Source organism: Methylobacterium organophilum, assembly GCF_022179465.1.
GTDB classification, from domain to species: Bacteria; Pseudomonadota; Alphaproteobacteria; order Rhizobiales; family Beijerinckiaceae; genus Methylobacterium; species Methylobacterium organophilum.
Genome location: NZ_BPQV01000013.1, coordinates 77,417 through 89,768, shown reverse-complemented (window position 1 = coordinate 89,768; position 12,352 = coordinate 77,417). Strand labels below are relative to the sequence as shown.

The 12,352-nt window shown below is 73.1% G+C and carries 12 protein-coding genes; 5 read left to right on the top strand and 7 right to left on the bottom strand.

Annotated features, from left to right (window positions below; genetic code table 11):
- Positions 1-75: 75 nt before the first annotated feature.
- Positions 76-981, bottom strand: a complete 906-nt coding sequence (locus MFF21_RS19595) for a L,D-transpeptidase (protein ID WP_238313179.1) — start codon at positions 979-981, stop codon at positions 76-78.
- Positions 982-1,241: 260 nt separating this feature from the next.
- On the opposite strand from MFF21_RS19595, the gene MFF21_RS19590 reads away from it, so the two are divergent.
- Together MFF21_RS19590 and MFF21_RS19585 are read left to right on the top strand one after the other, a co-directional pair.
- A complete protein-coding gene (locus MFF21_RS19590) occupies positions 1,242-1,508 on the top strand; it encodes a hypothetical protein (protein ID WP_238313177.1) in 267 nt (88 codons plus the stop codon).
- 312 nt (positions 1,509-1,820) lie between these two features.
- A complete protein-coding gene (locus MFF21_RS19585; RefSeq protein WP_238313176.1) occupies positions 1,821-3,074 on the top strand; it encodes an MFS transporter in 1,254 nt (417 codons plus the stop codon).
- A 225-nt stretch (positions 3,075-3,299) separates the two neighbouring features.
- Here MFF21_RS19585 and MFF21_RS19580 read toward each other — a convergent pair whose 3' ends face one another.
- Both MFF21_RS19580 and MFF21_RS19575 read right to left on the bottom strand, forming a co-directional pair.
- Entirely contained in the window at positions 3,300-4,040 is a 741-nt protein-coding gene (locus tag MFF21_RS19580) for a ComF family protein (protein WP_238313338.1), read from the bottom strand.
- A gap of 23 nt (positions 4,041-4,063) precedes the next feature.
- Entirely contained in the window at positions 4,064-4,288 is a 225-nt protein-coding gene (locus MFF21_RS19575; RefSeq protein WP_238313336.1) for a hypothetical protein, read from the bottom strand.
- A gap of 132 nt (positions 4,289-4,420) precedes the next feature.
- Between MFF21_RS19575 and MFF21_RS19570 the strand changes: the two genes are divergently transcribed.
- From MFF21_RS19570 to addA, 3 genes are read left to right on the top strand one after another with little or no spacing between them, the layout of a single operon-like run.
- Positions 4,421-5,308 carry a methyltransferase domain-containing protein gene (locus MFF21_RS19570; protein WP_238313174.1) on the top strand — a complete coding sequence of 296 codons (888 nt, stop codon included), beginning with the start codon at positions 4,421-4,423 and terminating at the stop codon, positions 5,306-5,308.
- Between the two features lie 2 nt (positions 5,309-5,310).
- Positions 5,311-5,679, top strand: a complete 369-nt coding sequence (locus MFF21_RS19565) for a DUF427 domain-containing protein (RefSeq protein ID WP_238313172.1) — start codon at positions 5,311-5,313, stop codon at positions 5,677-5,679.
- Positions 5,680-5,703: 24 nt separating this feature from the next.
- Positions 5,704-9,174: a double-strand break repair helicase AddA gene (gene addA, locus MFF21_RS19560; RefSeq protein ID WP_238313170.1), complete on the top strand. Its 3,471-nt coding sequence runs from the start codon at positions 5,704-5,706 to the stop codon at positions 9,172-9,174.
- A gap of 44 nt (positions 9,175-9,218) precedes the next feature.
- Here addA and MFF21_RS19555 read toward each other — a convergent pair whose 3' ends face one another.
- The 4 genes from MFF21_RS19555 to MFF21_RS19540 form a co-directional block, all read right to left on the bottom strand.
- Complete coding sequence (locus MFF21_RS19555) at positions 9,219-9,572, bottom strand: hypothetical protein (RefSeq protein WP_238313168.1); 354 nt, start codon at positions 9,570-9,572, stop codon at positions 9,219-9,221.
- A 139-nt stretch (positions 9,573-9,711) separates the two neighbouring features.
- Complete coding sequence (locus tag MFF21_RS19550; protein ID WP_238313166.1) at positions 9,712-10,782, bottom strand: alpha/beta hydrolase; 1,071 nt, start codon at positions 10,780-10,782, stop codon at positions 9,712-9,714.
- A gap of 129 nt (positions 10,783-10,911) precedes the next feature.
- Entirely contained in the window at positions 10,912-11,139 is a 228-nt protein-coding gene (locus MFF21_RS19545; protein ID WP_238313164.1) for a hypothetical protein, read from the bottom strand.
- 126 nt (positions 11,140-11,265) lie between these two features.
- Positions 11,266-12,195, bottom strand: a complete 930-nt coding sequence (locus MFF21_RS19540) for a LysR family transcriptional regulator (protein WP_238313161.1) — start codon at positions 12,193-12,195, stop codon at positions 11,266-11,268.
- Positions 12,196-12,352 lie beyond the last annotated feature (157 nt).

Below are 12,352 nucleotides of genomic sequence, written 5' to 3'. Positions count from 1 at the left end.
GCGGGCCGGCGCGCCCGGACCCGGCGCCGCCGGCCCGATGCGATCGGGCCGGCCGTCGCGCGGGCGGGGCGGGCCTCAGCCCAGCACCACCACCTTGGCGCCGACCTCGACGCGGCTGAACAGGTCGATCGCGTCCTGGTTGATCATGCGGATGCAGCCCGAGGACACGCTGCGGCCGATCGATTCCGGCTCCGTGGTGCCGTGGATGCGGTAGAGCGTGTCCTTGTTGTTCTGCCAGAGATACATCGCCCGGGCGCCGAGCGGGTTGCGCGGGCCGCCGGGCACGCCGAGGCCGCTCTGCAGCGTGGAGACCTCGCGGGCGAGGGCCGGCTTGCGGGCGATCATCTCCTTGGGCGGATACCAGTCCGGCCAGGCCTGCTTCGCGTTGATTGTCGAGGCGCCGGACCAGGAAAAGCCCTGCTTGCCCACGCCGACGCCGTAGCGCCGCGCCCGGCCGCCGGGCAGGACCAGGTAGAGGTGATGGGCCTTGGGATCGACCACGATGGTGCCCGGGGCCTCGCTGCCGGTATAGGCCACCTCCTGGCGCAGGAAGGAGGGGTTGGCCTTCTTCCAGTTGAAGGCCGGCACCGGGAAGGGCTCGCCCTGCACGGCGGCATAGGCCTTGGCGTAATCGATCGGCCCGTCATCCGGCTTCGCGTTCGCCACGGCCGCGCCGTTGGCGGCCGGCGTCGGCGGCTCGGCGGGCGGGGGCTCGCCGTAGCGCTCGGCCCGGCGGCGGGCATAGGCCTCCGCGTCGAGATCGATCTCGGGATCGGCCACCGGCCGGCCGTTGCTGACCCGGCCGCGATAGGGCACGTAGTCCCCGCCGCGGCGGCGATAGAGGTTGCCCTGCTCGTCCCGGTAGAGCCTGTCGTCGTCGTAGCCCCCCAGGCCCTGGGCGAGGCCGAGGCTCGGGACGGCGGACAGGAGGAGGCCGGAGACGGCTCCGGTCAGGATCTGGCGGCGGTTCTTGATGGACATGGATCGCTCGATGGATCGCCGGACGAGGCCGGTCCGGATGGCACCCCGGAAGGCACAACGCGGAACGGTCAAGCCTGCTCCCTAGCAAGCTTGCGGTTGCGCGTCACGCGACCGGGAACCCCGCGGCGGCCCGACCTGCGGGCAGGCTTTACCATCCCGTAAAAATTGAGCGGAAAGCCGCGCGAATCGAGCGGCCCCGTCATTGAACTGTCGGCACCCGTGGCGATCTATGCGGGGAAGATCCCCTGAGGAACCGCCCCGTGCCCGTCGCTCCGCTCCGGCGCCCCCTCGCCCGTGCCGCAGGCTGTGTCCTCGCCTGCGCACTCGCCCTCGGCGCGGGCGGCGCCGAGGCCCGCAGCCCGAAGCGCGTGCCGCCCCCGGCCGAGGCCCCCGCCGCGGCGGAGCCGGCCAAGCCCGGCGTGACCTGGACCTCGGGCGAGGCACCCCTCCTCTGCAGCACCGGCCGCCGCAAGATGTGGCAGGACGGCGAGGGCTGGATCGTGCGCCGGGTAAAGACCTGCCGCTGATCGCCCGCGCGGTCCGCAGGACGCTTCGGTGAGACGACGCTTCGGTGACAGGGGCGCGCCGCTAGGCAGGGCGGCGCGGCAACAGCCTCTTTCCTGAGCAATCCCACGGATGAGGCCGCGCCCCCCGCCGTGGCCGGCGCCCGCACCGGATCTGGCACGGCTGCTGCATGGGTCGGCCGCCGCTTCTTGAACGCGGCGCGCGGGGCAACGGCGCCTCGCATGCGGACGGCGCGAGTCCGGATCCCCCGCATGAGCGGCTCCGCCCGGCGATTGGCCGGCGCTTCGGGCTGCGTTCGAGAGACGAGCACTGCCATGGCCAGTTTCAAGACCGTGATGAAATCCGGTCATCCCAAGACCCTGTTCGCCGCCTTCCTCTATTTCGATTTCTGCTTCGCGATCTGGGTGCTGAACGGCGCCATGGGCCCGTTCATCACCGAGACCTACAAGCTCACCCCGGCCCAGACCGGGTTCATGATCTCGCTGCCGATCATGGCGGGGGCGATCATGCGCTTCCCCCTCGGCGTGCTCGCCCAGTATATCGGCCGCAAGAACGCGGCGATCACCGAGATGAGCATCATCATCCTGGCGATGGCCTACGGCTTCTTCTTCGTCTCCTCCTACAACGACGTGCTCGCCATGGGCGTGCTGCTCGGCATCGCCGGTGCCTCCTTCGGCGTGGCCCTGTCGCTCGGCTCGGGCTGGTTCCCGCCGGAGCACAAGGGGCTCGCCATGGGCATCGCCGGGGCCGGCAATTCCGGCACCGTGCTCGCCGTGCTGTTCGCGCCGCCGCTGGCCCAGGCCTATGGCTGGCAGACGGTCTACGGCTTCGCCGGCCTGGTGATGGTCCTGCCCCTCGTGGTGATGATCGCCCTGGCCAAGGAGCCGCCGGACGCCCACCGGCAGACCTTCAAGGAGCATGTCTCCTGCCTGTTCACCAAGGACGGCTGGGCCTTCTCGCTGATCTACATCATCACCTTCGGCGGCTTCATCGGCCTGTCGAACTTCCTGCCGACCTTCTTCTACGAGCAGTTCGCCGTCACCAAGGTCGAGGCCGGCCGCCTCACCATGCTGGCCGCCCTGATGGGCTCGGGTATCCGCATCCTCGGCGGCTATTTCGCCGACCGCATGGGCGGCCTTCTGGTGCTCTCGATCGTGCTGCTCGCGGCGATCGGCTCCTTCCTGGCGCTCACCGGCGCGCCCTCCCTGGCGCTGACCACCGGCCTGTTCATGCTCTGCTTCGCCGCGCTCGGCGCCGGCAACGGCGCGCTGTTCCAGCTCGTGCCCCTGCGCTGGCCGAACAACACCGCCGTGGCCGGCTCGATGATCGGCGAGATCGGGGCCCTCGGCGGCGCGATCCTGCCCAACGTCATGGGCTTCTCGAAGCAATATACCGGCGCCTTCGGCCCGGGCTTCGTGGTCTATGCCCTGTTCGCGGCCATCGTGCTCGGCTGCCTGTTCCTGTGGCAGCGCAAATGGGTCGGCGCCTGGGTCGGCCCCCGCGGCAAGGTGCTCGCGCCGGAGGCCGAGGCGGCCGCGACGGGCACGCTCAAGCCGGCCACCGCCTGAGCGGTGGCCTCGCAGGATCGGGAGAACGCAACGGGGGCTTCGGCCCCCGTTTTCGTGTCGCGGCGCGTCCCGTTGATCAACGGGCGTCGAGCCGGGTCCCCTCTCCCCGCAAGCGGGGCGAGAGGATGCGCGCATGGCCGAAGCGATCGTGCGGAATCCCGTTAAGATATTGTATTGAAACAGTCTTTTGCGCGGCGAGGGTCGCCCCATCAACCGGCCCCCGGCTCACCCCTGCACGGCGACGGTCGCGAAGGTGAGCAGGTCGACCTGCTTCGCCCCGCCCCGCAGCAGGGCCCGGGCGGCGGCGTTGCCGGTGGCGCCGGTGGTGGTGACGTCGTCGACGAGGAGGAGGCGCCGGCCGGCGATCCGCGGGCGGGCGGCCTCGGGCACGCGGAAGGCGCCCTGCAGGTTCTGCGCGCGCTGGGCCCGGGTGAGGCCCACCTGCGGGCGCGTCGCCTTCACCCGGGCCAGCGCCTGGAGGTCGCAGGGCCGCTGCGCCAGCCGCCCGACCGCCCGGGCGAGCAGGGCCGATTGGTTGAAGCGGCGGCGCCAGAGCCGTAGCCCGTGCAGGGGCACCGGCACGATCAGGTCGGTCTCGGCCAGGAGCTCCCGGCCCGCCGCCGCCATCATCCGCCCCATCACCCGGGCGAGGTCGAGGCGGTCGCCGTATTTGAGCCGGTGGACGAGGTCGCGGGCGGTCCCGTCGTAGAGCGCCACCGCCCGGGCGCGGGCGAAGACCGGCGGCTCGGCGATGGCCCGCGGCGACAGCAGCGGGCCGATGCCGAGATCGAGGGCGAAGGGGGTGCCGAGCCGCTCGCAGAAGGGCCGCTCGATCAGGGACAGGCCCGACCAGCAGGCGGGGCAGAGGGCGTGGGGCTCGGCGGTGGCCGCGCCGCAGCCCACGCAGGTCGGCGGATAGACGAGGCCGAGCGCCCCGTCCCAGGCGGCGCGCAGCCCGGTGAGCAGAAGGGTCCGGGCCGCCGCCGTGCTCAGCGGGCCGGCTGCTGTTGGGGTTGGGCGGCCGCCTTGTCCTTCTTGTTGGCGTAGTGGTGGCCGATGGCGCAGCCGGCGGCGGCGCCCGCGACGCCGTGCCCGGCGGCGTGGCCGGCCAGGCCCCCCACCAGCGCTCCCTTGATGCAGCCCTTCGCCTCGGCGCCGCCGGCGAAGGTGGCGGCGGCGAGAACGAGGCCCGCGGCGACGAGATGGCGGATCATGCTGGACACTCCGTTGAAAAGCGGCACAGCAACGGGCGGCCCCGCCCCGGCGTTCCGCCCTCCCGAAAGCGTGAAGCGCGATGATCCGCCAGACTGGCGCGGGCGGCAAGCCGGGACCATGTTGAGCCCGCGATGAACCCGCCGCCGCCCCTGTTCGACACCGCCCTGATCCGGCACCGCCTCGCCCGTGCCCGGCGTGCAGGCTTCGCTGATTTCCTGCTCGCGCGGGTGATCGAGGATGTCGACGACCGCCTGTCCGCGGTGCTGCGGCGCTTTCCCCTCGTCCTCGACCTCGGGACCCCGCTCCCCGGGCTGGCGCAGGCCCTGCGGGGGCGCGAGGGCGTCGAGCGGGTGCTGCGCCTGAGCCCGCTCGCCGAGCCGGGGGCGCCCCTGACGGTCCTGGGCGAGCCCGAGGCGCTGCCCTTCGCTGCGCAACGCTTCGACCTCGTCGTCTCGGCGCTCGCCCTCCAGCACGTCAACGACCTGCCGGGGGCGCTGGCGCAGCTACGGCGGGCGCTCAAGCCCGACGGGCTGTTCCTCGCCTGCCTGATCGGCGGGTCGAGCCTGACCGAGTTGCGCCAGAGCCTGCTCCAGGCGGAGAGCGAGATCGCCGGCGGGGTCAGCCCGCGGGTGGCGCCCTTCGCCGAGGTGCGCGACCTCGGCGGCCTGCTGCAGCGGGCGGGCTTCGCCCTGCCGGTCACGGACACGGATCGGATCGTGGTGCGCTACGCCGACGCCTTCGGCCTGATGCGCGACCTGCGGGCCATGGGGCTCACCAACGCGCTCAGCGAGCGCAGCCGCGCCGGTTTGCGCCGCGACGTGCTGATGCGGGCCGCCCAGATCTATGCCGAGCGCTTCGCCGACCCCGATGGCCGCCTGCGCGCCACCTTCGAGATCGTCTGGCTCTCCGGCTGGGCGCCCCACGAGAGCCAGCAGAAGCCCCTGCGCCCCGGCAGCGCCCAGGCGCGCCTCGCCGAGGCTTTGGGAACCGACGAGCGCCCCCTCACCCCCGGAGGTTGACCATGAAGGAGCCCGGCCCCGACCATCCGATCGTGATCGCCCCGCACCCGGCCGCCGTGAGCGTGCGGGTCGCCGGCACCCTGGTCGCCCACACGCGCAACGCCCTGCGGCTGACGGAGGCGCGGTATCCGCCGGTGCTCTACATCCCGCGGGCGGATGTGCGGGCCGACCTGCTGCGGCCCAATCCGCGCACCACGCAGTGCCCCTACAAGGGCGAGGCGCACTATTTCGACCTCGCGGTCGGCGACGACCTGCGCAGCGCCGCGGCCTGGAGCTACGAGACGCCGTTCCCCGCCGTCGCCGCGATCCGCGGCCATCTCGCCTTCTATCCCGACCGGGTGGATGCGATCGAGGAAGAGCCCGGTCTATAAGCGGATCCCGGTCCGGAGCCCGTCTTGAGCAAGCCCTTCGTCGTCGATGCCCTCACGCAGGACCGGCAGCGCCGCGCCGCGGATCCCCGCGCCTCGGCCTGGGTCTCGGCCAATGCCGGCTCGGGCAAGACCAAGGTGCTCACCGACCGGGTGCTGCGCCTGCTGCTCGACGGGGCGCGTCCCGGGCGCATCCTCTGCCTCACCTTCACCAAGGCGGCCGCCGCCAACATGTCGAACCGGGTGTTCGACCGGCTCGGCCGCTGGGTCACCCTGGAGGAGGGGGCCCTCGCCGCCGAGCTCGAATCGCTCACCGGCGCCCGGCCGGCCCGGCGCCAGCTCCAGGTCGCCCGGCGCCTCTTCGCCCATGCGGTCGAGACGCCGGGGGGCCTCAAGATCGAGACCCTGCACGCCCTCTGCGAGCGGCTCCTGCACATGTTCCCCTTCGAGGCGAACGTGCCGGCCCGCTTCGTCGTGCTCGACGAGAACCAGAGCGGCGAGGCCTTCGCCCGCGTCACCGACGACGTGCTCGCCGACGCGATCCGCGGCGGCCATCCGCATCTCAGCGCGGCGCTGGACATCGTCGGCCCCGAAGCCTCCGGCGAGACCCTGCGCGAGGCGATCCGCGCGGCGATGCGGCGGCGCGCCCTCTTCTCCGATCCCCGCGCCCTGAAGCCGGGGCTCGCCCGGCTGACCAAGGCGCTGGGCCTCGAGGACGGCGACGACGAGGCGGCGCTCCTCGCCCGCATCTTCGACCGCGCCCCCCGGGATCTGCCCGGGCTCGCGGAAGGCCTGCGCACGGGCAAGGCCACCGACGAGAAGCTCGCCGAGGGGCTCCTGGCCGCCCATGCGGCCCGGGGCACGCCGGAGGGGCTCGCCGCCTATCGCAGCGTGTTCTTCACCGAGAAGCAGGAGCCGCGGGCCGAGCGCAGCCTCGGCACCAAGGCGGTGCCGCCGGCGGTGAAGGAGGCCCTGCTCGCCGAGCAGGCCCGGCTGATCCCGCTCCTCGACGCCCTCAAGGCCGCTCAGGCCGCGGGCCGGACCCAGGCCCTGTTCACGCTCACCGCCGAGATCCACCGCCGGGTCGAGGCGCACAAGGCGCGCATCGGCGCCCTCGACTTCGACGACCTGATCCACAAGACCGTGGACCTGCTCGGGCGGGTCGAGGCCGCCTGGGTGCTGTTCAAGCTCGACAAGGGCGTCGACCACGTCCTCATCGACGAGGCGCAGGACACCAACCCGCAGCAATGGGAGATCCTGCGCCGCATCACCGCGGATTTCGCCAGCGGCTTCGGGGCGCGCCCGCTCCTGCGCACCCGCTTCGCGGTGGGCGATCCCAAGCAGTCGATCTACAGCTTCCAGGGCGCCGAGCCGCGGGAATTCGCCGCCACCCACGGCGACTGGCGGAAGGCCGCGGCCGAGGCGGAGCTCGCCTTCGAGGACGTGAAGCTGGAATTGTCCTTCCGCTCCGCCCGCGGGGTGCTGCGGGCGGTCGATGCGGTCTTTGCCGTGCCCGACCATTTCCAGGGCCTGTCCTTCGAGGACGGGGCCACGGGCACCGTGCACACCTCCGCCCGCGGCGAGGCGCCGGGCTCCGTCGAGCTCTGGCCCGTCGAGGTGCCGGCGGAGGAGACCGAGCCCGATGCCTGGGCCGCCCCTGTGGACGCGCCGGAGGCGAGCGCCCCGGGCATCGTCGTCGCCCGCCGGATCGCACGGGCGGTGCGGGAATGGACCACCCGGGGCGACGCCCTCGGGCGGCGCTGGCGGCCGGGCGACATCCTGGTGCTGGTGCGCAAGCGCTCCGCCGCCTTCGAGGAGGTGATCCGGGCGCTCAAGGCGCTGGGCCTGCCGGTGGCCGGCCAGGACCGGCTCGAGGTCGCCGCCCATATTGCGGTGGCCGATCTCGTCGCCATCGGCCGGGCCGGGCTCTTGCCCGCCGACGACCTGACGCTCGCCACCGCCCTCAAGACGCCCCTGGTGGCGCTCACCGACGACGACCTCGTGCGCATCGCCGCGGGGCGCCCGGAATCCGAGACCCTGGAGGACGCGCTCGCCCGCCACGCCGAGGCCGGGGATCCGGCCGCGCGCCGGGGGCATGCGGCCCTGCAGGGCTGGCGCGCCCGCGCCGCCTGGCAGGGGCCGTTCGGCTTCTACGCCGCCCTGCTCGGCCCGGAGGGCGGCCGGGCGAAGCTGGTGGCGCGCCTCGGCGGCGAGGCGGGGGACGCCGTCGACGTCTTCCTCACCGAGGCGGCCAAGGCCGAGAACGGTACCGACGCGCCGAGCCTCGACGCCTTCCTCGCCCGCTTCGTGGCCCGGCAGGTCCGGGGCGAGCCGGGCATCACCGTCAAGCGCGACATGGAATCGAACCGGGACGAGGTCCGGGTGATGACCGTGCACGGCGCCAAGGGCCTGGAGGCCCCCGTCGTCGTGATGATCGACGGCTGCGAGCCGCTCGGCCGCAACGATCCGCCCCTGCTGCCGATGGGGCCGGAGAGCATCGTCGCGCCGCTCCCCCCGGTCTGGCCCGGCGCCAAGAGCCAGGATTGCGCCGCCACCACCGCGGCGCGGGCGGCCCTGCACGCCCGGGCGCGGGAGGAGCACAACCGCCTGCTCTACGTCGCCATGACCCGGGCGGCCGACCATCTCGTGATCGCGCCCTATTGCGGGGCGACCGAGCCCGACGAGGCCGCCTGGAGCCGGATGATCCGCACCGGGCTGGAGCGCGGCCTCGGCCCGGGCACGGACAGCGAGGCGGCCTACGGGCCGATCACCCTCTGGCAGGACGGCACCGCCCGGGCGGAAGCCGAGGCGCCGGCCGCGCCCGGGGCGGTGTGTCCCGGCCCGGAGCCCCTGCCGGACTGGCTGCGCCGGCCCGTCCCGGAGGAGCGCGACGCGGCGCCTCCGCTCACGCCCTCGAACCTGCTCGGCGCGGCCGACGGCCCCCGCGATTCCCGGCGCCGGGAGGCCGGGGCCGAGGCGCGGCAGCGCGGCACCCTGATCCACGCCCTGATCGAGCACCTGCCGCGGGTCGTCCCGGAGCGCCGGGCGCAGACGGCGGCCCGCTTCGTGGAAGCCCGCGCCCCGGCCATGGCCGCCCCGAAGCGCGCGGCCATCGTCGAGGCGGTGCTGCATCTCCTGGAGGAGCCGGATCTCGCCCCGCTCTTCGCGCCGGGGGCCCAGGCGGAGGTCGCCCTGTCCGGCCGGGTCGTGGCGGGGGGCGTCGAGCGGATCGTGTCCGGGCGGATCGACCGGCTCGCGGTGGGCGAGGGGGTGGTGCGGCTCTGCGACTTCAAGACCGGCCGGCCCCCGGCCGCGGAGGTGGCGCTGCCGCCGGCGGAGGCGGCGCAGATCGCTCTCTACGCCGCGCTCCTCGCGGAGCTCTATCCGGGCCGCCGGGTCGAGCCGATCCTGGTCTGGACCGCCGGCCCGGTCCTGCGCCGCCTGTCCCCGGCGGAGATCGCGGACGCCCTCGGCGCGGCGGCGATCTCCGCCGGGTGAGGCCGCCGGCCCGGGCGAGAGGCCCGGGGCCGGCCTTGCCTGCCTCAGGCGTCGAGCTGGTCCTCGTCTTCGTCCTCGTCGTCGATCTCGACGAGGAACACGATGTCGGCCTCGTCCTCTTCCTCGTCGTTGTCCGCGCCGGCGTGATGCGGGTCGGGCTCGAACGCGCCGTCCTCGTCGGACTCGTCGGCCGCCAGGGCGTCCTCGAATTCCTCGATCTCGTCCTCGGTGGCGGGGCGGATCGTCAGGGCGGAGGTGCCGTTCCAGATCGGCTTGCCGCTGGTCGTCAGCGTGCGGATGTCCTCCTTGAACCCGTCGCAGGTGAAGAGGTCGCGCGCCGTCTCCTCGTCCCCGTTGATGACGGCGACCGCCGTCCCGTCGATCTCGAGCGTGAACATCGAAATAGCCTTTCGTGAGGAGCGTCCGCCCGGCCGCCGCGCGCCGCGCGGCGAGTCGCCGTATGGGCCGGGCGCCCACCCTGTAGGGGCGCGCGCCGGCCGGGTCGAGGGGCGGGGCGGAGATTGATGCGGGCTGCGCTCAGGCGCCGCCGGCCCGGCCGATCGCGCGCTTGACCACCCCCTGCACCTCCTTGTTGGAGAGGAACAGGTCGTGGTTGATCAGGCCGCCGCCATACTCGGAGGCGTCGGCCACGCGCACGCCGAGGGCCTCCAGGCGCTCCCGGTCGGCGGCGCCCGCGCGCACGATGCCGCCGGCGATGGCGCCCGACAGCTCCAGGGCCCGGTCGTTGGTCGACGAGATCACGGTGATTTTGTTCACGTCCGGGCCGAGCCGTTCGACGCCCGCGGTGAACAGGTCGATGTCGATGTCCGGGGCGGCGAGCACCACCGCGCCGATGCGCGCCATCGCCGCCTCGCCGGCCTCCGCCCGCAGCATGCGCAGGGTCTCGAGGGTCAGGAGCGTGCCCATGGAATGGGCCACGATGTGGATGCGGCCCCCGCTCGGCGAGGCGGTCAGCGCCTTGAGCAGGTCCTCGAAGCCGTCCCGCGACCACAGGGCGCTCTCGCGGTCGTAGCCGTAATCGAAGGTCGCGGCGGCGGAGGGCCAGGTGAACAGCCCGGAGGCGCCGCGGAAGCGGATGCCGTCCGAGAGCATGGCTGCGCTGATCGCCGCCGATTCGAAGCTCTCCCGGTAGCCGTGCACGTAGAGGAGCACGTCGCGCCCGAAGGCGGCCTGGGTGAAGGCGGCGGCCGCGCCGGCGCCGGTCTGCACCTGCGGCACCGCCTTGATGCCCCAGTCGCCGGTCACGACCGAGGAGACCTGGCCGATCAGCGAGCGGTCCGGGGCCGACATGCGCACCTCCGCGAAGGAGAGGCCGCGGCCGCGCTCGGAGCCGAAATAGGGGGATTTGGAGCCGCCGGAGACCGGCTTGCGGGTGGTGGCGACGAGGAGCACCGGGCTCACGTCGAGGGCCGACTGGCTCTCGGGCGCGCCGCCCACGGCGCCGGTCACGAGCCCGTCCGCGATGCAGCCCGACAGGCCGGGGGCGAGCCCGGCCACGCCCGCGAGCGCGGCGAACCGCATCAGCCCACGGCGCGTCGGGCCGGCCTGCGCGGCATCCCGCCCCGTTCCGAAATCGTTCCGCCGCATGCCTCGACGCCCCCGTTCCGAGCCTTTCCGCCCGGCTTCGGCCTAACCTGTGCAGCAGGATCGTGACCATGGCGGGGCAGCCATGAGGCGCCGCGCGGTGTGGGGCGGTGTGGATTGCGGGGGCCTGCTTCAGTCCTGCCGCGTGCGGCGGGCCGGGGCGGCCCCCTTCGGCGCGCCGGGCTCGGGGCTGAGCATCATGCGGCCCTCGTAGCCGTCGAAGCCGCCGCTATAGGTGAACCGGTTGAGCGCGAGCTTGCGCTTCATCTCCGGCGAGAGCTCCCCCTGCCAGGAGGGTCCGCGCCGGGCCTGACCCGGGCGCCGCATGCGCGCCGAACCCGCCATGTAGGGCTTTGGCATGAGCCACCTCTGCGATTGCCGTCCCCGCAGGATCCGAAAATTTCCGCGGGCTGGATAGGGCGTTCTTCCGGGAGGAACGTTTTGGGCCGCGATTCCGTGGCGTTCCCGGCGGCCATGTGTGTCTGGCTACCGCTTCACCAGCGCGTAGCGGGGATGCGCGATGAACTCGTGGAAGTTGACGCAGAGGGTGTCGATCAGGCCGGTCAGGCGCGGGTTGCGGTGGCGCTGCTTGGGGTAGAGCAGCGAGATCGCGGTCTTCTTCGAGCGCCATTCCGGCAGGAGCGGCACCAGGGAGCCGGACTGGACCTCGTAGGTGACGAAGAAGTCCGGGAGATAGGCGATCGCCGAGCCTTCGACGGCGAAGTACTTCGCCATCCAGTACTCGTTGACGCGGTAGCGCTCGTAGGGGCGGGCGATCGCCTGGGCGCGCCCGCGCTGGAGCGCCCAGGCCTCGGCCACGCCGCTGCGGTGGTAGACCGCCCCCGGCAGGCCCTGGAGATCCTCGGGACCGGCGAGGCCGCCGAAGGAGGCCGCCAGGGACGGGGCGGCATAGACCCCGCTCGCCACGTCCGTCAGCTTGCGGCAGAGCAGCGCCGAATCGGGCGGCTTGCCGACATAGAGCATGCAGTCGAAGTCGATCTGCCCCGAGAGCAGGGTGTCGTTCGGGGTCATCCTGAGATCGAAGTCGAGATGGGGGTTCTGCAGCGCGACCCGGTGCGCGGCCGCCCCGAGGAGGGTGGTGCCGAACTCGCCGCTCGCCACGATCCGCACCCGGCCCTCGACCCGGGAATGCGCGCTCTGCGCGGCGCTCGCGGCGGCCTCGCAGCTGTCGAGGATCGCGCGGCAATGCTGCTGGTACTCGCGGCCCGCCTCGGTCAGCTCCAGCCCCCGCGGCTTGCGCAGGAACAGCTCGACCTTGAGGGCATCCTCCAGCCGGCTCAGGTGGTGGCTGAGGGTGGCCTTGGGGATCCCGTGCGCCGCCGCGGCGCGGCTGATGCTGCCGCAGCGCGCCAGGAGCAGGAAGCCGTGAATGTCCTTGAGCTCGTAGCTGAACAACCCGCGCGCCTGCGTTCGGCATTCTGAACGGAACGATCAGGAAAGCGCTCTAGCCGATCTGTCAATCATCGATATGGTCTCGCGACAGATCAGCGGCGCGAATGTCCATTCGCGAAGCAATGTGCCTGCGATGTGACGGGATCAGTCCAGATTTCAG